Raw genomic sequence first — 20,187 nt, forward strand, 5'->3', positions numbered from 1 at the left:
CGCGACGGTGACCAGGGAACGGCAACGGCGATGACGGTGACACAGGACGGCTCGGCGACCACGGACGAGGTGGCCGCCTCCGCGTACGGCCCGGGCATCGACCCCGAACGGCTCGCCGTCTGCCTCGACGTGCTCAGGGAACTCGACGAGCTGGACGTCGACCACCCCGACGCGATCACGGTCCGCCGGGCCACCTCGCACATCTACCGCATGGTCAAGCAGCGCCGCCGCCAGGAGCGCCGCGCCGCCAAGACCGCCCACGACAAGGCGGTCACCGAGGCCACCGCCACCGGCTCCGCCGAGCGCATCGACGACGAGACCGAAGGCCTGCTGCCCTCCTCCCGCACCGAGGAGGGCACGATCGCCGGGATACTCCAGCGCCCCCGCTCCTGCTACATCTGCAAGCAGCGCTACGTCGAGGTCGACTACTTCTACCACCAGCTCTGCCAGGACTGCGCCGCCGAGAACCGGGCCCGCCGCGACGCCCGCGCCGACCTGACCGGCAAGCGCGCGCTGCTCACCGGCGGCCGCGCCAAGATCGGCATGTACATCGCGCTCAGGCTGCTGCGTGACGGCGCGCACACCACGATCACCACCCGGTTCCCCAAGGACGCCATCCGCCGCTTCAAGGCGATGGACGACTCCGCCGACTGGATGCACCGCCTGGAGGTCGTCGGCATCGACCTGCGCGACCCCGCCCAGGCCGTCGCCCTCGCCGAGCAGGTCGCCGAGCAGGGCCCGCTCGACATCCTGATCAACAACGCCACTCAGACGGTGCGGCGCCTCCCGTCCGCGTACGCGGCGCTGGTCGAGGGCGAGAGCGCCCCGCTGCCCGCCGGTGAACTCCCCGCCCACCACGTCATCGGCGCCTTCAACTCCGGCGCGGTGGACGGCCTGGCGGCGCTGCCGCTGGGCGCCTCGGGCCTCGACGCGCAGAAGGTGGCCGACCTCGCCCTGGTCGCCGGCAACGCCAGCGTCGTCCGGCACCGCGAGGGCACCGCCATCGACGCGGGCGGCCTGGTCCCCGACGTCGTCGACTCCAACACCTGGGTCCAGACCATCGAGCAGATCTCGCCGGTGGAGCTGCTGGAGACCCAGCTGTGCAACTACACGTCGCCGTTCATCCTCATCAGCGCGCTGCGCGCGTCCATGGCCGAGGCCGCGCGCAGGGCGTCGTCGGGACGCGCCTACGTCGTCAACGTCTCGGCGATGGAGGGCGTGTTCGCGCGCGGCTACAAGGGTGCCGGTCACCCGAACACCAACGCCGCCAAGGCGGCCATGAACATGGTGACGCGGACCAGCGCCCAGGAGATGTTCGACACCGACCGGATCCTGATGACCTCCGTCGACACCGGCTGGATCACCGACGAGCGTCCGCACTACGACAAGCTGCGCCTGGCCGAGGCCGGCTTCCACGCCCCGCTCGACCTGATCGACGGCGCCGCCCGCGTCTACGACCCCGTCGTACGGGGCGAGGCGGGCGAGGATCTGTACGGCGTCTTCCTCAAGGACTACGCGCCCGGCAAGTGGTGACGGGACCTCAGTCCACGACACCCAGCCGCGCGTTCCGTGCCGCCGTCAGCTCCAGTACCGTACGCCAGTCCTCCAGTACCCCGGCGTCGAAGTCGGCGGTGCGGGCCTCGTCGTCCGCCTGACGCAGACTGACCAGGTCGTCGTCGTGGGTCCGGGCGCCGGAGCGGGCCCGGCGGGCCACCAGGCGGGCGACGCGCGCGCCGAGCAGCGGCCGCACCGCGTCGGCGGTCCGGGCCGGGGCGTCGCCCGGCCACAGCAGCCGGCCCACGGGCGACACCAGTCCGGCGACTTGGAGTTCCTTGTCGGCCGGGTGGCGCCGGCGCAGCAGCGCGGCCGTCCGCAGCGCGTGCCCGTGCGGATCGGCGGGCCCACCGCCGGGGCCGGCGGCGGGCCGCTCGGCCCGGCAGGCGTACAGCAGGTCCATCAGCTCCTCGACGCTGCGCAGTTCCATGCCTCGGTCCTCCCACGAGACAGCCGTTGCCGACGGGCAGCAGACCATGGCGAGCTTGCGACGCAGCCAACGGCAACTTAACTGCCGTCCCGCCGCCCGCCGGGATTCGAAGGTGTCGGCGCCTGTGTAGGCCGAACGGGTGAGTTGCGCGGCGGTGCGGAGCCGGATGAATCGGGGCAGAATTGGGCCAACTGCGCACGGACCGAAGGGCAATGGTTCTCCCATGTTTCGAGCCCCATAGAGCGCGCCCCCGCTCATTTGGTTAATCTGGAGCGGACGGGCGGCGGCACAGGGCACTACCCACACCCGGGGTCCGTCATGGGCAGGCCGGTCCACAACGGCCTGCTTCCGCACGAGGTACCGGCGCCACCGCGTCCGAACCGCATTCGACTCACACCCGAGCGGGCGCCGGGCGCCGGACAGGAGACTGGCGCCGACAGCCCCCGAGGGTGACCCGACACATAAGGAGTGCGCGGTGACACCGGAAACGACGACGAAGCCAGAACAACGCACCGAGGAACGCAGCGGGCGCGCACGCCGCCGCCCGGGCGAGATCGGCAGCCTCGACGTGTGGGCGCGTTCCGCCCCCATCCGCCTCGCGGGCTACGAGGACGACCTCGCCGAGCCGCACATCCTGCCCAGCGTGGACTGACCCGCCCGCCACCCACCGAAGTCGCCGGACGCATGGGCGTGCCAGACTCACGCCCATGCTGATCAGGGAAGCCACCGCCGGCGACTGGCCGGACATCTGGCCCTTCTGGCACCGCATCGTCGCCGCCGGCGAGACCTACGCCTGGGACCCGGCCACCTCCGAGGAGGAGGCCCGGGCCCTGTGGATGAACCCCGCCAAACGCGTCTACGCCGCCGAGGACGACACCGGCGCCGTCGTCGGCTCCGCCTACGTCACCCCCAACTACGGCGGCCCCGCCGCCCGCATCGCCAACGCCGGCTTCATGGTCGACCCCGACCGCGCCGGACGCGGCACCGGCCGGGCCCTCGCCGAGTACGTCCTCGAGGCCGCCAGGGCCGACGGATACCGGGGCATGGTCTTCAACGCCGTCGTCGAGACCAACCCCGCCGTACGGCTGTGGACCTCGCTCGGCTTCACGATCCTCGGCACGGTCCCGGACGCCTTCGACCACCCGCGGCACGGCCGGGTCGGCCTCCACGTCATGCACCGCGCCCTGTAGGCGGCCTCAACCGATCGGCGCCGTCCGCCGCCAGGGCCGCAGCGCCTCGATCCGCTCCGCCAGCTCCAGCAGTGCCGACTCCGAGCCCGGGCGTCCCACCAGCTGTATGGCGCAGGGCGCGCCCGAGTCCAGCGTGCCGAACGGTACCGACATCGCGGGCCAGCCGGTCAGGTTCCACGGCGGTGTGAACGGCGAGTACGCGGAGTTCGCCATCACGTTGCGCAGCCAGCCCCGTTGGTGCCAGGGCCCCGCCAGGGGGGAGCGGCGGGCCAGCGCCGGGGTGAGCAGGACGTCGTAATCGGCGAAGAACGGCTCAAGGCGTCCGCGCAGCCGCTCGCGGTCCCCGCCGTCCGCCACCCGGCCGACGAAGCGCCGCCCGAGCGCCGCGTGCACCCGCGTGCGCCTGGTCAGCAGCCGCCGGTCCAGGCCCCGCGCGTCCACCGACGCGACGGCCGTCCAGTGGGTCAGGGCGGTCACGCCCAGCGACGCCGGGTAGGGCGGGTCCGCGCGCCGCACCTGGTGCCCCGCCTTCATGAGGGTCCCGGCCGCCTCGCGCACCGCCCGCGCGTACGGCCGGGAGACGGGGATGCCGGCCAGCGGGCTGCGCAGCGAGACGGCGACGCGCAGGGTGCCGGAGTCCTCGCGGTCCGGGAGCGCCCCGCCCGCGAGGACGGCGAGCATCAGGCGGGCGTCCGCGACCGTCGTGGCCAGCGGCCCGTTCTCGGCCATGCCGAACCAGTCGTCCTCGCCGATGCGGGCCGGCAAGACGCCGTGACCCGGCTTGAGGGTGACCAGACCGCAGCTGGCCGCGGGGATGCGCAGCGAGCCCATGCCGTCGTTGCCCAGCGCGAGCGGCACCATCCCGGCGGCCACCGCGGCCGCACTGCCGCCCGACGAACCGCCCGCCGAGCGGGCCGGGTCCCAGGGGTTGCGCGAGGTGCCCAGCACCCCCTCCGTGGTGCCGAACACGCACAGTTCCGGCACGTTCGTCAGCCCCACCACCACCGCCCCCGCGGCCCGCAGCCGGGCCACGGTGACGTGGTCGGCGTCGGCGGGCGTGTGCGGCGTGGCGGCCGAGCCGACGCGCGTGGACTCCCCGCGCACCGCGAGACTGTCCTTGACCGCCACCGGCACGCCGGCCAGCGGCAGTTCGCCCAGATCACCCCGGGCGCCCACCTCCTCGGCCTCCGCGAGCGCCGCCTCGGCCCGCACTGCGCGGAAGGCGCCGACGCGGCCGTCCAGTCGCTCGATACGGGACAGGTGCCCGGCCACCACCTCGCGGGGCGTGGCCCGCTTCTCCCGTACGGCGGCGGCGATCTCGACGGCGGTTCGGCCGGTCCAGTCGGTCACGGAGGATCCCAGGGGTGCGGTGACAACATGCGGATGCGGGCTGACTCGCGCACTCTGCTGTTACTGGTGAGTACGCAGGACATCACTCTGCCCGTCCGAGGCGTGCGTGTCGAGAGCGCGGACCGGCCCGGACGCATTCACACTGGCCGGGCCGGCCCCGTACTGTCCCGCTCGATCAGCCGCGGCACCGGCACCCGTACCGTCCGGGCCGGGCCGCCGTCGAGCAGGGCGGTCAGCTCCGTGGCCGCCGTGCGGCCGAACGCCACGCTGTCCCGGGACAGGGCGGACAGCCACGGCTTGACCATGCGGCACAGCGCCGAGTCCTCCCAGGCCACCACGGACACGTCCGCCGGTACCGAGAAGCCGAGTTCGGCCGCCGCGGCGACCCCGGCGACGGCCATCACGTCGTTGTCGTAGACGAGGGCGGTCGGGGGAGCGGATGCCTCCAGCACGCGGCGGGTGACGGCCGCGCCCTCGGCGTCCGAGTAGTCGGTGGTCACCGACTCGACCTCGCCGAGACCGCGCCGTGCGGCCTCCGCGCGCAGGGCGCGGATGCGGCGCTCGGTGTGGGCGAGGTCCGGCAGCCCTGCGATGTGCACGATCCGCCGGTGCCCGAGCGCGTGCAGCCCGTCCACCAGCGCGGCCATCGCACCCGCGTCGTCCGCCCACACCGTCGACAGTCCCGGATGGCGCTCGTCCGGCGTCCCGCCGATCACCACGCCGGGCAGCCCGAGTTCGTCGAGCAGGTCCGGACGCGGATCGTCCGTGCGCGGGTCCACCACGAGGACGCCGTCCACCCGGTGTTCGGCCCACCAGCGCCGGTAGACCGCGCACTCGTCCTCGACGTCCCGCGCCACCTGGAACAGCAGCCCCAGATGCCGCCCGGCCAGCACCTCCTGGATGCCCGAGACCAGTTGCAGGAAGAAGGAGTCGACGCCCAGGGTGTGCGCGGGCCGCGCCAGCACGAAGCCGACCGTCGCCGCGCCCTCCCCGGACAGTGCGCGCGCCGCCGTACTGGGCCGCCAGCCGAGCTGCTCGGCCACCCGGCGCACCCGGTCGCGGGTGATGTCGGAGACCCCCGGCCGGTCGTTCAGCGCGAACGACACCGCGCTCTCGGAGACCCCGGCCCGCCGAGCGATGTCCTTCATCGTCGGCCGGCGCGCGGCGGGCCGCTTGGCCGGCATGCGCGCGCTCCTTTCCTAGGTGAGAGCGGTAAGAGCTAAAGCGCTTGAGTGCAAGATCCTAAAGCGCATTAGTAGTTCCTGGCAAGCATCCAGTCACACCGCTCTGACCTGGACTAATGCTGTGCGATCTGCTTTAGTTGGCCGGAATCCATTGACTTTCCACGGAAACGCCGTGCATGGTCGCTGGCATCCCACCGCCGACGTCCTTCAGGGAGACGTGTCACCGTGCCCACCTCGCGCAGAACATTCGCCGCCGCAGCCGTCGCCGCCCTCGTCCTGCCGCTCAGCGCCTGCGGCTCCGGGGACGACGGCGGCGGCTCGACCGACGCCTCGGGCAAGGTCGAGGGCGACATCACCTTCCAGACCTGGAACCTGCGGGCCAACTTCAAGGACTACTTCGAGGGCCTGATCGCCGACTTCGAGAAGACGTACCCCGGCACCCACGTCAAGTGGGTCGACCAGCCCGGCGAGGGCTACGCCGACAAGATCAGCGCCGACGCCGCCGGCGGCACCCTGCCCGACGTCGTCAACGTCTCCCCGGACCTCGTCGCCCCGCTCGCCAAGGCCGGCCTCGCCCTCGACCTGGACAAGGCCGCCGGCCAGTACGAGAAGGAGTACCTGGAAGGGGCCTGGGCCAGTCACCGGATACCGGGCATGGAAGGCACGTACGCCTTCCCCTGGTACCTCAACACCGGCCCGCTCTTCTACAACAAGTCGCTCTTCGAGAAGGCCGGCCTCGACCCCGAGCAGCCGCCGAGGACGTACGACGAGGTCTTCGACGCCGCCCTGAAGATCGCCGACAAGACCGACGGCGAGGTCGCCACCCTCGCCAACGTGCCCACCATCGAGGACTTCGGCCGCTACGGCGCGTCGCTCATGAACAAGGAGGGCACCGCCTTCGCGTTCAACGACGCCAAGGGCGTCGAACTCCTCACCCGCTACAAGGAGCTGTACGACGCCAAGGCGCTGGACCCGCAGGCGCTGACCGCCACCCCCGAGTCGACCGGGAAGAAGTTCCTCACCGGCGCCGTCGCCATGAACCCGGGCAGCGCGCTCGACCTCGCCAACTTCAAGAAGCAGGCGCCGAGCCTGTACGAGAACATCGGCATCACCGACCAGATCACCAGCACGGGCCACGTCAACATGTACGTGATGGGCCTGATGGTGAACGCGCAGAGCCAGCGCAAGCCCGCCGCGGTCGCCTTCGCGCACTACGTCACCGACGCGGAGCACCAGATGTCCTTCGCCAAGAAGGTCGCCATCTTCCCGAGCACCGCCGGCTCGCTGGACGACCCGTACTTCACCAAGGAGGACGGCACCGACGAGACCCGCGTCCGGGTCGCCTCCGCCAAGTCGCTGAAGACGGCCGTCAACTACACGCCCGTGCTGTTCAGCGAGCAGATGAAGACCGAGCTGCGCAACGAGGTCGCCAAGGCGCTCCAGGGCAAGCAGAGCCCGAAGGAAGCCCTCGACAACGCTGTCAAGGCGTGCGACCGGCTCCTCCGGCAGCAGGGCTGAGACGTCATGGCGAGTCCCACCCTCACCACCGGCGCCCCGGGCGCCCGCAAGAGCGGCGGCGCCCGACGCGTGCGGCGGCAACTGCCCGCCAGCCCCTGGCTCTTCGCCGCGCCCGGTCTGCTGATCACCGGCGCGTTCATCCTGTACCCGTTCGTCTCCACGCTGGTCAACTCCCTCACCGACCGCCGCACGCTGGTCCCCGGTGAGTTCGTGGGCCTCGCCAACTTCCGCGAGCTGCTCCACGACGACATGTTCTGGATCGGCCTGCGCAACAGCTCCCTGTACGTCCTCGGGGTCGTCCCCGCGCTCGTCCTGCTGCCGCTGCTGCTCGCCCTGCTGGTGCAGAAGAACATCCCCGGCATCACCTTCTTCCGCTCGGCCTTCTACACCCCGGTGGTCGCCTCGATCGTCGTCGTCGGGCTGATCTGGGTCTGGCTCCTGGACGAGCGGGGCCTGGTCAACTCCCTGCTGGAGACGCTCGGCGCGAGTCCGGTCGGCTTCCTCAGCGACCAGTGGCTGATCCTGCTCAGCGCGATGGGCGTCACGGTCTGGAAGGGCCTCGGCTACTACATGATCATCTACCTGGCGGCGCTGGCCAACGTGCCGCGCGAGCTGCACGAGGCGGCCGCCGTGGACGGCGCGGGCGCGGTCCGCCGCTTTTTCACCGTCACGGTGCCCGCCGTCCGCTCCACGATGGTGCTGGTCGCCGCCCTCTCCTCGGTCGCCGCCTTCAAGGTGTTCTCCGAGGTCTACCTGATGGCGGGCCCCAACGGCGGCCCGGCCGGCGAGGACACCACCCTCGTGATGCTGGTCCAGCGCACCGGCACGGGTCTGACCGGCCGGGTCGGCTACGCCTCCGCGATCTCCGTCGTCGTCTTCGCCGTCACCGTCGTCCTGATGCTGCTCGTCCTGCGGGCCGACCGGAAGGAGGAGTCGTGAGTCTCGCCGAGCGGACCCGGCCCGCCGAGAAGCCGAGGAAGAGCGCCCGGGTGCGCGAACGCCAGCCCCGGATCACCGACGAGCACGGCCGCCGCATCCGCGGGTGGGAACTGGTCCTGCGCTACCTGCTGCTGCTCGGCGTCCTGGCCCTGACCATCGGCCCGTTCCTGTGGCAGCTGTCGACCTCGCTCAAGGGCCCCACCGAGGACATCTTCAGCGCTCCGCCGAAGTTCCTGCCCGGCGACCCCACCCTGCACAACTACGAGCGGGTCGCCGACACCATCCCGGTGTGGGACTACGCCCTGAACTCGCTGAAGGTCGCCGCCGCCAACGTCGTCACCAACTGCGTCGGCGCCGCCCTCGCCGGCTACGCCCTGGCCCGGCTGCGCTACCGCGGCCGGCGCGTCGCCACCCTGGTGTTCATCCTGGCCATGCTCGTGCCCGTGGAGGGCATCATCATCGCCCAGTTCACCACCATGCGGGAGCTGGGCCTCAACAACACCCTCGTCGGCGTCCTGCTGCCCGGCTGCGTGAGCGCCCTCAACGTGCTCCTCATGCGCAACGCCTTCCTCAACCTCCCCTACGAGATCGAGGAGGCCGCCTTCGTCGACGGCGCCAACGTCTGGCAGCGGTTCCACCGGATCGCGCTGCCCGCGGTGAGGGGCACCCTCGCCGTCGTCGCGATCTTCGCCTTCATGGGCGCCTGGGACGACTTCCTGTGGCCCCTGATCGTGCTGAGCGATCCCTCCAGGTTCACGCTGACCATCGGCCTCAACTACCTGCACGGCACCTTCGCCAACGACGAACGCCTCGTCGCCGCGGGCACGATCATCGCCGTGGCGCCGCTCATCGTCCTCTTCGCCTGCCTCCAGCGGTACTTCTTCCGCGGCGTGGGCGAGGGAGCCGTCAAGGGCTGACCGTCGTCCGCCGCCCAGGGCCCGTACTACCCCGTACCAAGGACACCGCATGCCTTCTGCCGTGCGCTTCGGCGTCAACTACACCCCGAGCGAGGGATGGTTCCACCACTGGCTCGACTTCGACCTCGACTCCGTCCGCGCCGACCTGGACTCCATCGCCGCACTGGACGTCGACCACGTGCGCGTCTTCCCGCTCTGGCCCTACTTCCAGCCCAACCGCTCACTGATCCGCGAACGCGCGGTCGAGCACCTCGTCGCCCTGGTCGACGCGGCCGGCGAACGCGGCCTCGACGTCAACGTGGACGGCCTCCAGGGCCACCTGAGCAGCTTCGACTTCGTGCCGGCCTGGACCCGCACCTGGCACCGCCGCAACCTCTTCACCGACCCCGACGTCATCGACGGCCAGGCCACCTACCTGCGCACCCTCGCCGCCGCCCTGGCCGGCCGGTCCAACTTCCTCGGCATGACCCTCGGCAACGAGGTCAACCAGTTCTCCGCCGGGCCCCACCCCGACCCGGACCGCGCCACCGGCGACCAGATCGACGCCTGGCTGGAGCGGATGCTGGCCGCCTGCGAGGAGGGCGCCCCGGGCCGGATGCACCTGCACGCCGAGTACGACGCCACCTGGTACCAGGACGACCAGCCCTTCACCCCGGCCCAGGCCGCCCGGCGGGGCGCCGTCACGGCCGTGCACTCCTGGGTCTTCAACGGCACCGCTCAGCGCCACGGCCGCACCTCCGTGCCCAGCGAGCACCACGCGGCGTACCTGATCGAGCTGTGCAAGGCCTGGGCCGACGACCCGCACCGCCCCGTCTGGCTCCAGGAGGTCGGCGCCCCCGCGCCCCTCGTCCCCGCCGAGTACGCCGCCGCCTTCACCGAGGCGACCGTCGAGAACGCCCTCGACTGCCCCGGACTGTGGGGCGTCACCTGGTGGTGCTCCCACGACGTGTCCCGGGAACTGGCCGACTTCCCCGAGCTGGAGTACGGCCTGGGCCTCCTCACCAACGACCGCCGCCCCAAGGACACGGCACGCGTCCTGGCGAGCGCGGCGCGCGCGGCCCGGGACGGAGCCCGTCCGGCGCCCGCCCCGCGCACCACGGCCCTCGCCGTCCCGGCCGACCCCGCCGCCCGCTCGGCCTGCGCCCCCGGCGGCGCCGTCTTCGACGCCTTCTTCCGGCTGGTCGCCGACGGCGCCCGCCCCACCACCGTCCTCGACACGCACACCGCCGACACCGGACACCTCGCCGCGCGCGGCATCACCGAGGTCGTCACTCCCGGCGACGTACTCGCCGCCCCCGCCCCGGACGATTCGGACCGCGCCCGGCGGGGGAGCTGTACCTGACGTCGCCCCCGTCGTCGTGACCCACCCCGGCAACCACCCGCCCCCGACCCCGGAGCACCCTCATGCATGACGACCGCAACCTGGTCGAAGCCCGCCTCAAGCGCGTCCTCGACGAGCGCATCCGCCCCGCCCTCTACCCCCAGTCCGTGCCGCTGGACGTGGCGGTCTGGAACGCGCCCGGCGAACCCGTGCCCGTGGAGGAGGGACTCGCGGCCGAACCCGAGCCGATCGAGGTCGGCGCCCGCTGGGGCGCGCCCTGGGGCACCAGCTGGTTCCGCGTCACCGGCACCGTGCCGACGCAGTGGGCCGGGAAGACCGTCGAGGCCGTCCTCGACCTCGGCTTCGACGAGAACATGCCCGGCTTCCAGTGCGAGGGACTGGTCTACCGCCCCGACGGCACCCCGGTGAAGGGCCTCAACCCGCGCAACCAGTGGGTGCGGATCGGCGCCCCCGTCGAGGGCGGCGAGGAGGTCCGCCTGCACGTCGAGGCGGCCTCCAACCCCGTCATCCTCGACTACCACCCCTTCGTGCCCACGCGGCTCGGCGACAAGGACACCGCCGGCAGCGAACCGCAGTACACCCTCGCCCGGATGGACCTCGCCGTCCTCGACGAGACGGTGTGGAACCTGGTCCTCGACCTGGAGGTGCTCGGCGAGCTGATGGCCGAGCTGCCCGTGGAGTCGCCGCGCCGCTGGGAGATCCTGCGCGCCGTCGACCGGGCCCTGGACGCCGTCGACCTCCAGGACGTGGGCGGCACGGCCGAGGAGGCCCGTTCCCGCCTCACCGAGGTGCTGTCCGCACCCGCCGTGCCCTCCGCGCACCGCATCAGCGCCGTCGGCCACGCGCACATCGACTCGGCGTGGCTGTGGCCGCTGCGCGAGACCGTGCGCAAGGTGGCCCGCACCACCTCCAACATGACCGCCCTCCTGGAGGACGAGCCGGACTTCGTCTTCGCGATGTCCCAGGCCCAGCAGTGGGCGTGGGTGCGCGACCACCGGCCCGAGGTGTGGGCGCGGGTCAAGAAGGCCGTCGCGGACGGGCGGTTCGTGCCGGCCGGCGGCATGTGGGTGGAGTCGGACACCAACATGCCCGGCTCCGAGGCGATGGCCCGCCAGTTCGTGCACGGCAAACGGTTCTTCCTCGACGAGTTCGGCGTCGAGAACGACGAGGCATGGCTGCCGGACACCTTCGGTTTCGCCGCCGGACTCCCGCAGATCATCAAGGCGGCCGGCGCCAAGTACCTCCTGACCCAGAAGATCTCCTGGTCCCAGACGAACAAGTTCCCGCACCACACCTTCCGCTGGGAGGGCATCGACGGGACCCGGATCTTCACCCACTTCCCGCCCGTCGACACCTACAACTGCTCGATGAAGGGCAGCGAGATCGCCCACGCGGCGAAGAACTTCAAGGACAAGGGCGTCGCGCGCCACTCGCTGGCCCCCACCGGCTGGGGCGACGGAGGCGGCGGCACCACCCGGGAGATGGTCGCCAAGGCGGCTCGGCTGCGCAACCTCGAAGGCTCGGCGACGGTCGAGTGGGAGACCCCGCACGCCTTCTTCGAGAAGGCCGAGGCCGAGAACCCCGAGCCGCCGGTCTGGGTGGGCGAGCTGTACCTCGAACTGCACCGCGCCACCCTCACCAGCCAGGCCAGGACCAAACAGGGCAACCGCCGCAGCGAGCACCTGCTGCGCGAGGCCGAACTGTGGGCGGCCACGGCCGCCGTGCGCGCCGGGTTCCCCTACCCGTACGACGACCTGGACCGCATCTGGAAGACGGTCCTGCTGCACCAGTTCCACGACATCCTGCCCGGCTCCTCCATCGCCTGGGTGCACCGCGAGGCCCGCGCCACCTACGACCGCGTCGCCGCCGAGCTGGACGCGATCATCGACGCCGCCCAGCGCGCCCTGGCCGGCCAGGGCGACACCCCGCTGGTCTTCAACTCCGCCCCGCACGCACGGGCCGGGGTCCCGGCGGGCGCCGCCGCGTCCCCCGCGGCCGAGGGACACACCGACCTCGCATCCCGCCCCGGCGGCGGCCACGTCCTGGACAACGGCCTGCTGCGCGTCGAGATCGACGGGCGAGGACTGATCGTTTCCGCCTACGACATCACCGCCGACCGCGAGACCATCGCGCCCGGCGGCGCGGGCAACCTGCTCCAGCTCCACCCCGACTTCCCGAACATGTGGGACGCCTGGGACGTGGACGAGTTCTACCGCCACACGGTCACCGACCTCACCGACGCCGACGAGGTCGCCCCCGGCGACGACGGCGCCTCGGTGCGGATCGTCCGCTCCTTCGGCTCCTCCCGCGTCACCCAGGTGCTGACGCTGGCACCGGGGGAGCGGCTTCTTGAGGTGGACACCGAGGTCGACTGGCACGAGACGGAGAAGTTCCTCAAGCTCGCCTTCCCGCTCGACGTGCACGCCGAACGGTACGCGTCGGAGACCCAGTTCGGGCACTTCCACCGGCCCACCCACACCAACACCAGCTGGGAGGCGGCCAAGTTCGAGGCCTGCAACCACCGGTTCGTGCACCTGGAGGAGCCCGGCTGGGGCGTCGCCGTCGTCAACGACTCGACGTACGGCCACGACGTCACCCGCACCGTCCGCACCGACGGCGACGCCGGTACGACCACCACCGTGCGGGTCTCCCTCCTGCGTGCCCCCCGCTTCCCCGACCCGGAGACCGACCAGGGCGTGCACCGGTTCCGGCACGCGCTGGTGCCCGGCGCGGGCATCGGCGACGCGGTCCGCGAGGGCTGGCGGATCAACGTGCCCGAGCGGCACCTCACGGGCGGCGCCGGGGAGGTCGCGCCACTGGTCACGGTCGACCGGGACGCGGTCGTCGTCACCGCCGTCAAGCTCGCCGACGACGGCAGCGGCGACGTCGTGGTCCGCTTCCACGAGGCCCACGGCGGCCGGACCCGCGCCACGCTCACCACCGGCTTCGGGGCCACCGACGTGCAGGTGACCGACCTGCTGGAGCGCCCGCTGGCGGACGCGGAGGCCCCCCGCCTCGACGGCGGCCGGATCGCCGTACGGCTGCGTCCGTTCCAGCTGATGACCCTGCGGCTGAAGCGCGCGTAGCGCCGTCGCCCGTGCGGGCCCGGCCCACCCGGAAGCGGTGGGCCGGGCCCGCACGGTCAGGGCCGGTCCGGCACTCCGGTCAGCCGGGTCGGCGGCAGGTACTCCCGCACATACGTCCGCTCCCAGCACGCGCCCGTCTCCCGCAGCTCCCGCCAGGTCGTGTACCGGTACCGGAACAGCCGCGCGCGCACGAAGCGCGGCGGCGCGTCGGGCGGGAAGGGGGAACTGCGCAGCAGCCTCAGCGTCGCCCGGTCGTTCTCCAGCAGCCGCTCCACAAGGGTGCCGAACCACGATCCGGCGTAGGAGGGCGACAGTGCCGCGAACCACATCAGCCAGTCCAGGCGCAGATGGTACGGAGCGAACTGGCGCGGCCAGCGGCGCGGATCACCGGGTTTGCCCTTGAACCCGTACTCCCGCCAGTCCCCGTCCTTCCTGGCCACCTCGTCGGCGGTGCCCTCGATCACCACCTCGTAGCGGACCCGGCTGACGGAGCCGAAGGCGCCGTAGGTGTTGACCAGGTGGAGTGAGTCGAAGGAGCGGTTCATCACCTGACGGCGGGAGATCATGTTGCGCACCGGCCGGTGGCTCAGGAACACCAGCAGCGCCGCCACCGCCAGGACCACCACCTCGTACCAGAGCGGCGCGGCGGCCGTGGCCGGCGGATCGGCCGGGAAGCGCACCACCGACAGGGCCAGCACGATCGTGATCCAGTTGAGCCAGGAGAAGTTGCCCGAGAGCACCAGCCACAGCTGGGTCGCGACCAGCAGCGCCGCGGCGGCCGTCGACACGGGGTGCGGGGCGAACAGCAGGAAGGGCACCACCAGCTGGGTGACGTGGTTCGCGGCGACCTCGACGCGGTGCAGCGGCCCGGGGAGGTGGTGGAAGAACCAGCTCAGCGGGCCCGGCATCGGCTGCGTCTCGTGGTGATGGTCCAGGCAGGTCAGTTTCCGCCAGCACTCGTCGCCGCGCATCTTGATCAGCCCCGCCCCGAACTCCACCCGGAACAGCAGCCAGCGCAGCAGGAACAGCACCACGACCGGTGGGGCCACCTCCTCGTTGCCCAGGAACACGGCGACGAAGCCGGTCTCCAGCAGCAGCGACTCCCAGCCGAACGAGTACCAGGTCTGTCCGACGTTCACGATCGAGAGGTACAGCGCCCACGGCACCAGCCACAGCACCATCGCGCCCCACAGGGGCAACAGCGAGTCGAGACCCGCCACCAGCGCCGCCGACACCGCACAGCCCGCCCAGGCACAGCCCGCGAAGAACCGGTCCGAGTAGCGCCACTGGAACAGACTCGGCGCCCGCCCGAAGGGCACCCGCTCGACGAAGCGGGGGACGGGTGTCAGACCGCGCTCGCCGAGCAGCGCCCGGAACTGCAGGGCGGCCGTCAGGAACGCGACCAGGTACACGACGGCCAGGGCCCGCTGGAAGGCCAGCCGGGCGAGCCAGTAATCGGGTGCGGTGAACCACTCCACGGCCGGGCTCCTCTCGTACCCGCTCCGTGTACCCGTCCCGACGACCCGTTCCTCCCCCTGCTCTGTCCGGCGGACCAGGACTCGAAGAATCCGACAAATGCTGGCATGGTGGGGTCCATGTCTGATCGGGGAGCGAGCGCCCCGTCACTCCCGGACGACTGGCCCGCCCACCCGGACCCGATCCTGGCGCTCAACCGCATGGGCAGCTTCGACTGGGACCTGGACGCCGGACTGTTCCACATGGACGCCCAGGCCCACGAGGTGTTCGACCTGCGCCCGGAGGAGTACGACGGGCGCCCCGAGTCGCTGGCGCTGCGCGTGCCCACGGCGGAGAGCCGCCGGATAGACACCATCGTCGCCCGGGCCATGAAGGACGGCAGCGAGAACTACGGCACCTACTTCCGGCTGCGCCGCCGCGACGGCACGCTGCGCTGGACCCACACCCAGGGCTACATCCGACGGGACGAGACCGGCCGTCCCCGCCGGATCATCGGCATCGTGCGCGACGCCACCCAGGAGATGGCCGACATCGCGGCCAACCGGGAGCAGGCCGCGCTGGACGAGGCCCGCCGGCGGCTCACCAACGTCGTGCAGCTCGCCACGGCCGCGCTCGCGCACGCCCGCACCGTCGACGACGTCATCGAGGTGCTGCGCGACACCCACGGCCTCACCCGGCTGGGCGCCACCAGCCTGGTGATGGGCCTGGTCGAGGCCGGCCGCATCCGGCTGGTCGCGGACGGCCCCGACAACAGCTTCGTTCCCGGCACCCGGGTCACCCGGATCGACGAGCCGTATCCGATGAGCGAGGCCGTACGAACGCTCAGCCCCCGCTTCATCGAGTCGCCGGAGGAGTTCGCCGAGCGCTACCCGGGGCTGTGGAAGGACATCACCCACCTGCACATCACCGCGGCCGCCTACCTCCCGCTGATCGCCCAGGCCCAGCCGATCGGCGCCATCGGGCTGCTCTACAGCGACCGGCAGGGCTTCTCTGCGGAGGACCGCAACGTCCTCGTCGCGCTCGGCAGCGGCATCGCGCAGAGCCTGCAGCGGGCCATGCTCTACGAGCAGGAGATGGACCTCGCCGAAGGCCTCCAGCAGGCCATGCTGCCGCGCACCATCCCCAGCGTGCCCGGCTGCGACGTCGCCGTCCGCTACCGCGCCGCCTCCATCGGCGGCACCCTCGGCCGGGACATCGGCGGCGACTGGTACGACGTGATCCCGCTGCCCGGCGGCCGCGTCGGCGCCGTCATCGGCGACGTCCAGGGCCACGACACGCACGCCGCCGCCGTCATGGGCCAGCTGCGCATCGTGCTGCGCGCCTACGCCGCCGAGGGCCATCCGCCGGCCACCGTCATGGCGCGGGCCTCGGTCTTCCTGCACGAACTGGACACCGACCGCTTCGCGACCTGCCTGTACGCCGAGGCCGACCTGGGCACCGGCGTGGTCCAAGTGGTCCGCGCCGGACACATCGACCCCCTGCTGCGCTTCGGCGACGGCACCTGCCGCCTCGTCCGCGTCGAGGGCGGGCTGCCGCTCGGCCTGTCCGCCGAGTTCGGGCGCCTCGCCTACCCGGTCGCCACCCTGGAGCTGGACCCGGGCAACACCCTGCTGCTGTGCACCGACGGCCTGGTCGAGCAGCCGGGCGCCGACCTCGACGAGGGGATGGAGGTCCTCACGGCGCTGATCGGATCCGGACCCCAGGACGTGCGGGACCTGGCCGACCGGCTCATCGACGTGGCCGACGAGCGCCGCGGCGACGACGACGTCGCGCTGCTCCTGCTGCGCCGCCACGGCGCGGGCGCCCCCAAGACCTTCGGCCGGGTCCAGCAGCACGTCTCGCCGGGCGACCCGGAGGGCCTCACCCAGGCCCGGCACATGATCCGCGCCGCAGTCCGCTCCTGGGGCGCCAAGGGCCACAGCGACGAGATCGAACTGGTCGCCGACGAGCTGATGACCAACGCCCTCATGCACACCGAGGGGTCCGCGATCGTCACCCTGCGGCTGCTGACCGGGACCGACCGGCGACTGCGGGTCGAGGTCGAGGACTCCTCCAGCGCCCTGCCGCGCCGCCGCGAGGCCGGGGACGACGGGGTCTCCGGGCGGGGACTGCTCCTGGTCGACACGCTCGCCGACGGATGGGGCGTGGAAGCGCGCGGCGGCGGCAAGGTCGTGTGGGCGGAGTTCGTGGTGGCGCACGCCGCGGGCTGACCCCGCTGGCACCACCGGCGTCCGGTGGCACTCTTGACGTATGCCAGAACTGCCCGAGGTCGAGGCGCTCCGCGGCTTCCTGACCGAGCACCTCACCGGCCGCGAGATCGTCCGGGTCCTGCCCGTGGCGATCAGCGTCCTCAAGACGTACGACCCCCCGCCCACGGCGCTGGAGGGCCACCGGGTGGCGGGCGTGCACCGGTACGGCAAGTTCCTCGACGTCGAGACCGAGGGCGGCCCGCGTCTGGTGACCCATCTGGCCCGGGCCGGCTGGCTGCACTGGAAGGACAGCCTCCCCAGTGGCATGCCGAGGCCCGGCAAGGGCCCGCTCGCGCTGCGGGTCGCCCTGGAGACCGGCGCCGGCTTCGACCTCACGGAGGCGGGCACGCAGAAGCGGCTCGCGGTGTACGTCGTGGCCGACCCGCAGGAGGTGCCCGGCGTGGCCCGGCTCGGTCCCGACCCGCTCGCCGACGGCTTCGACGAGGCACGCTTCGCCGCCCTCCTCGACGGTGAGCGGCGGCAGCTCAAGGGCGCCCTGCGCGACCAGAGCCTGATCGCGGGCGTGGGCAACGCGTACAGCGACGAGATCCTGCACGCCGCGAAGATGTCCCCGTTCAAACTGGCCGCCTCCCTCACCGACGAGGAGACCGCGCGGCTGTACGCGGCCCTGCGCGACACGCTCACCCAGGCGGTGGAACGCTCCCGGGGCGTCGCCGCCGGACGCCTGAAGGCCGAGAAGAAGAGCGGGCTGCGGGTCCACGGGCGTACGGGTGAACCCTGCCCGGTGTGCGGCGACACCGTCCGCGAGGTCTCCTTCAGCGACTCCTCGCTCCAGTACTGCCCGACCTGCCAGACCGGCGGCAAACCGCTGGCGGACCGCAGGATGTCCCGGCTGCTGAAGTGACCGACCTGAGCGGACCCGGGGGAGCCGGCCAGGGCGGCGGTCATCCGGCGGGCAGGGTCACCAGGTGTTCCCCGTCCGCCGTCCGTACCTCGTAGCGGTCGATCTGGTCCGGATGCAGGGCGGCTCCGCCGCGCACGGTGTGCGGCCGGTCCTCGTCCCCGGGGACCATCCAGCTGGTGACCGTCTGCTCGGACCCGTCGCTGCCGACGGCCACGAGCCGGCACGAGCGCGGTCCCGCCCCGTCCTTGACCTCGAGCCGTACGCCCGTGCCCCAGGCCTCGTCCTCGGCCGTGATCCGCGCCCACACCCCGGTCCGCGCGTCGGTCGCGGTGAGCGGCGCCACCGACTCGTCCTGCTGGGCGTACAGCACGGCACCGGGCCCGGCCACGGCGCACACGACGGCGGCGGCCACGGCGTACAGCACCCGTCGGCGCCCGGCCCGGCGACGGCCGGCCATCTCGGACAGCAGCCGGTCGAGCAGCCGTGGTCCGGGCCTGGTCAACGGGTGCACGAGTCGGGGCGTCGCCTGCCGGTACAGCATCAACTGGCGGGTGGCGGGGCCGAATTCGGTCACCTGGGCCGCGCACCGGGGGCATTCCATGAGGTGGTCCTCGAAGCGGAACGCTTCCGCCTCGTCCAGCACGCCGAGCGCGTAGGCGCCGACGTCACCATGGCTTTCCAGGGACCTCATGCCGAATCCTCGTACCGTTGGGTGCGGGTGGGGTTACTCCTTGCTCCCACCCGTACGCACCCGACCGCCGAATCACTCAAGCCGCGACCGAATCGCAACCAAGGTGTTCGGAGCGGTCCGCGCCGCGGATTGGTCCGTCCCCGGGAAAAGTCGACGGGCCCGCCGGGACGCGGGCGGGACGGCTAGAACAGGTGGATGGCGAGGTGCCCCAGCGGCAGCCCGAGCTGCCAGGCCGGCGTCCACACCTTCGGACCCTCGTCCTCGCCGGTCACCGCCGCACCGCCGGGGACCGCGTTCAGGTCCGGGGCCAGCAACTCGGTGTCCTGGAGCCAGCGCCAGGCCGCCCGGGCCAGGTCCAGGTCCGGCGAGTGGCGTCCGGCGGCGACCGCGTCGGCCGTGACCTCGGCCAGCCGTCCGTGCACCCACTCGTGCCAGGGCTGGTCGTAGGCCGTCAGGGACAGCCAGGTCTCCAGGTGGGTGACGACCCGGATGCCGCTCAGTTCGCCGTCCGTGTCGGACAGGAAGACGGTGAGTGCCAGCGCGTCGCGTCCGGCGCGGAACTCGAAGGACGTCGGCGGCATCAGGTCGCCGGTCCGCAGCAGCTCGTCGGCGATGTACTCGGCGTACAACCACGCCATGGGAACGCTCAGTTCGCCCCCACCGGTGCCGTCCGTGCTCTCTTGGCCTCTGTGCAGCATCCCTTCCTGCCTTCCTCCGGTGCGTGCGCGTCGCCCGACCGGGTCGTGGACCCCCGTCCGGAACACGGATGAGGACAGCCGACTGCCCAACCGGGGGCCTGGGCAAGGCGCTTTACGGAGGCTTGACCAAAGGGCCGGTTTCACCGCAGGTCGGCGGCGTATCCCGGTAGCACCCTGCGCATGGCGCGCAGCGCGTAGTACGCGCGGGACTTCACGGTACCGGGTGGGATGCCGAGGGCTGTCGCGGCTTCCGCCACACTCGCCCCCTGGAAGTACACCAGCACCAGGACTTCACGGTGCTCCGGAGTGAGTGTCTTCACAGCCTCGCGCACGTCGAGGGCCGCGGCGGCCCGTTCGGCATGGTCCGCGCAGACGCGGGCGTTCTCCAGTACGGCGTCGCCGACCTCCGCGGGGCGCGCCTGGCGGGCGCGGCGCGCGTCGATCGCGAGCCGCCGGGCCACGGTGAGCAACCACGGCCGTACGGAGTCGAAGTCGTCGGCGCGCAGGGCCTCGGGATGCTGCCAGGCGCGGACCAGGGTCTCCTGCACGAGGTCCTCGGCGCGTTGCCGGTCGCCGTCGCTGAGCCGCAGCAGCAGCGCGAAGAGCGGCCGGCCGTGCTCGCGCTGCAGTGCGGCGAGCTCGTGCTCGGCGGTCGTCCCGTTCGCTGTGTCCGTGAGGGTGATTCCGGCCGTCATGGC

The 20,187-nt window shown here is 72.3% G+C and carries 17 protein-coding genes; 10 read left to right on the forward strand and 7 right to left on the reverse strand.

Annotated elements, in window-relative coordinates:
• Window positions 1-30: 30 nt before the first annotated feature.
• On the forward strand, window positions 31-1,533 hold the full coding sequence (locus AB0P07_RS25815) for an SDR family NAD(P)-dependent oxidoreductase (protein WP_365554631.1): 1,503 nt from the start codon (window positions 31-33) through the stop codon (window positions 1,531-1,533).
• 7 nt (window positions 1,534-1,540) lie between these two features.
• Here AB0P07_RS25815 and AB0P07_RS25820 read toward each other — a convergent pair whose 3' ends face one another.
• Window positions 1,541-1,984: a hypothetical protein gene (locus tag AB0P07_RS25820; RefSeq protein WP_365554634.1), complete on the reverse strand. Its 444-nt coding sequence runs from the start codon at window positions 1,982-1,984 to the stop codon at window positions 1,541-1,543.
• Window positions 1,985-2,459: 475 nt separating this feature from the next.
• Here AB0P07_RS25820 and AB0P07_RS25825 point away from each other — a divergent pair, with 475 nt between their 5' ends.
• Together AB0P07_RS25825 and AB0P07_RS25830 are read left to right on the forward strand one after the other, a co-directional pair.
• Entirely contained in the window at window positions 2,460-2,636 is a 177-nt protein-coding gene (locus AB0P07_RS25825; RefSeq protein ID WP_365554637.1) for a hypothetical protein, read from the forward strand.
• Between the two features lie 55 nt (window positions 2,637-2,691).
• Window positions 2,692-3,174 carry a GNAT family N-acetyltransferase gene (locus AB0P07_RS25830; protein WP_365554640.1) on the forward strand — a complete coding sequence of 161 codons (483 nt, stop codon included), beginning with the start codon at window positions 2,692-2,694 and terminating at the stop codon, window positions 3,172-3,174.
• A gap of 6 nt (window positions 3,175-3,180) precedes the next feature.
• Here AB0P07_RS25830 and AB0P07_RS25835 read toward each other — a convergent pair whose 3' ends face one another.
• Together AB0P07_RS25835 and AB0P07_RS25840 are read right to left on the reverse strand one after the other, a co-directional pair.
• Window positions 3,181-4,524 (reverse strand): amidase family protein, encoded by a 1,344-nt coding sequence (locus AB0P07_RS25835; RefSeq protein ID WP_365554643.1) that lies wholly within the window; start codon window positions 4,522-4,524, stop codon window positions 3,181-3,183.
• 137 nt (window positions 4,525-4,661) lie between these two features.
• The gene (locus AB0P07_RS25840; RefSeq protein WP_365554646.1) at window positions 4,662-5,708 is read right to left on the reverse strand and encodes a LacI family DNA-binding transcriptional regulator; all 1,047 of its coding nucleotides are present in this window, start codon (window positions 5,706-5,708) and stop codon (window positions 4,662-4,664) included.
• Between the two features lie 225 nt (window positions 5,709-5,933).
• Between AB0P07_RS25840 and AB0P07_RS25845 the strand changes: the two genes are divergently transcribed.
• The 5 genes from AB0P07_RS25845 to AB0P07_RS25865 all read left to right on the forward strand — a co-directional run bounded on the left by AB0P07_RS25845 (window position 5,934) and on the right by AB0P07_RS25865 (window position 13,510).
• Window positions 5,934-7,226 carry a sugar ABC transporter substrate-binding protein gene (locus AB0P07_RS25845; protein WP_365554649.1) on the forward strand — a complete coding sequence of 431 codons (1,293 nt, stop codon included), beginning with the start codon at window positions 5,934-5,936 and terminating at the stop codon, window positions 7,224-7,226.
• A gap of 6 nt (window positions 7,227-7,232) precedes the next feature.
• Window positions 7,233-8,165 (forward strand): sugar ABC transporter permease, encoded by a 933-nt coding sequence (locus AB0P07_RS25850; protein ID WP_365554651.1) that lies wholly within the window; start codon window positions 7,233-7,235, stop codon window positions 8,163-8,165.
• Window positions 8,162-9,082, forward strand: a complete 921-nt coding sequence (locus AB0P07_RS25855) for a carbohydrate ABC transporter permease (RefSeq protein ID WP_365554654.1) — start codon at window positions 8,162-8,164, stop codon at window positions 9,080-9,082. The genes AB0P07_RS25850 and AB0P07_RS25855 overlap by 4 nt, the downstream gene beginning before the upstream one ends.
• 49 nt (window positions 9,083-9,131) lie before the next feature.
• A complete protein-coding gene (locus AB0P07_RS25860; RefSeq protein WP_365554657.1) occupies window positions 9,132-10,424 on the forward strand; it encodes a glycosyl hydrolase in 1,293 nt (430 codons plus the stop codon).
• 62 nt (window positions 10,425-10,486) lie between these two features.
• Window positions 10,487-13,510, forward strand: coding sequence for a glycoside hydrolase family 38 C-terminal domain-containing protein (locus AB0P07_RS25865; RefSeq protein WP_365554658.1), 3,024 nt, complete (start codon window positions 10,487-10,489; stop codon window positions 13,508-13,510).
• Between the two features lie 56 nt (window positions 13,511-13,566).
• Here AB0P07_RS25865 and AB0P07_RS25870 read toward each other — a convergent pair whose 3' ends face one another.
• A complete protein-coding gene (locus AB0P07_RS25870) occupies window positions 13,567-14,988 on the reverse strand; it encodes a lipase maturation factor family protein (protein ID WP_365554661.1) in 1,422 nt (473 codons plus the stop codon).
• 117 nt (window positions 14,989-15,105) lie between these two features.
• Between AB0P07_RS25870 and AB0P07_RS25875 the strand changes: the two genes are divergently transcribed.
• Together AB0P07_RS25875 and AB0P07_RS25880 are read left to right on the forward strand one after the other, a co-directional pair.
• Window positions 15,106-17,196 (forward strand): SpoIIE family protein phosphatase, encoded by a 2,091-nt coding sequence (locus tag AB0P07_RS25875; RefSeq protein ID WP_365554664.1) that lies wholly within the window; start codon window positions 15,106-15,108, stop codon window positions 17,194-17,196.
• A 40-nt stretch (window positions 17,197-17,236) separates the two neighbouring features.
• A complete protein-coding gene (locus AB0P07_RS25880; protein WP_365554667.1) occupies window positions 17,237-18,100 on the forward strand; it encodes a DNA-formamidopyrimidine glycosylase family protein in 864 nt (287 codons plus the stop codon).
• A gap of 40 nt (window positions 18,101-18,140) precedes the next feature.
• Here AB0P07_RS25880 and AB0P07_RS25885 read toward each other — a convergent pair whose 3' ends face one another.
• The 3 genes from AB0P07_RS25885 to AB0P07_RS25895 all read right to left on the reverse strand — a co-directional run bounded on the left by AB0P07_RS25885 (window position 18,141) and on the right by AB0P07_RS25895 (window position 20,184).
• Window positions 18,141-18,791: a zf-HC2 domain-containing protein gene (locus AB0P07_RS25885; RefSeq protein ID WP_365554669.1), complete on the reverse strand. Its 651-nt coding sequence runs from the start codon at window positions 18,789-18,791 to the stop codon at window positions 18,141-18,143.
• A 182-nt stretch (window positions 18,792-18,973) separates the two neighbouring features.
• Window positions 18,974-19,489, reverse strand: a complete 516-nt coding sequence (locus tag AB0P07_RS25890) for a hypothetical protein (RefSeq protein ID WP_102930431.1) — start codon at window positions 19,487-19,489, stop codon at window positions 18,974-18,976.
• 140 nt (window positions 19,490-19,629) lie between these two features.
• Window positions 19,630-20,184, reverse strand: a complete 555-nt coding sequence (locus AB0P07_RS25895) for a sigma-70 family RNA polymerase sigma factor (RefSeq protein WP_061446726.1) — start codon at window positions 20,182-20,184, stop codon at window positions 19,630-19,632.
• Window positions 20,185-20,187 lie beyond the last annotated feature (3 nt).

It is taken from the genome of Streptomyces sp. NPDC085944 (assembly GCF_040686295.1).
Taxonomy (GTDB): domain Bacteria; phylum Actinomycetota; class Actinomycetes; order Streptomycetales; family Streptomycetaceae; genus Streptomyces; species Streptomyces salinarius.

Excerpts from the sequence above, each read along its gene's own strand:
- AB0P07_RS25815 (WP_365554631.1), top strand. The coding sequence starts at position 31 with ATGACGGTGACACAGGACGGCTCGGCGACCACGGACGAGGTGGCCGCC.
- AB0P07_RS25820 (WP_365554634.1), bottom strand. The coding sequence starts at position 1,984 with ATGGAACTGCGCAGCGTCGAGGAGCTGATGGACCTGCTGTACGCCTGC.
- AB0P07_RS25830 (WP_365554640.1), top strand. The coding sequence starts at position 2,692 with ATGCTGATCAGGGAAGCCACCGCCGGCGACTGGCCGGACATCTGGCCC.
- AB0P07_RS25840 (WP_365554646.1), bottom strand. The coding sequence starts at position 5,708 with ATGCCGGCCAAGCGGCCCGCCGCGCGCCGGCCGACGATGAAGGACATC.
- AB0P07_RS25850 (WP_365554651.1), top strand. The coding sequence starts at position 7,233 with ATGGCGAGTCCCACCCTCACCACCGGCGCCCCGGGCGCCCGCAAGAGC.
- AB0P07_RS25860 (WP_365554657.1), top strand. The coding sequence starts at position 9,132 with ATGCCTTCTGCCGTGCGCTTCGGCGTCAACTACACCCCGAGCGAGGGA.
- AB0P07_RS25865 (WP_365554658.1), top strand. The coding sequence starts at position 10,487 with ATGCATGACGACCGCAACCTGGTCGAAGCCCGCCTCAAGCGCGTCCTC.
- AB0P07_RS25875 (WP_365554664.1), top strand. The coding sequence starts at position 15,106 with ATGTCTGATCGGGGAGCGAGCGCCCCGTCACTCCCGGACGACTGGCCC.
- AB0P07_RS25880 (WP_365554667.1), top strand. The coding sequence starts at position 17,237 with ATGCCAGAACTGCCCGAGGTCGAGGCGCTCCGCGGCTTCCTGACCGAG.
- AB0P07_RS25885 (WP_365554669.1), bottom strand. The coding sequence starts at position 18,791 with ATGAGGTCCCTGGAAAGCCATGGTGACGTCGGCGCCTACGCGCTCGGC.
- AB0P07_RS25890 (WP_102930431.1), bottom strand. The coding sequence starts at position 19,489 with ATGCTGCACAGAGGCCAAGAGAGCACGGACGGCACCGGTGGGGGCGAA.
- AB0P07_RS25895 (WP_061446726.1), bottom strand. The coding sequence starts at position 20,184 with ATGACGGCCGGAATCACCCTCACGGACACAGCGAACGGGACGACCGCC.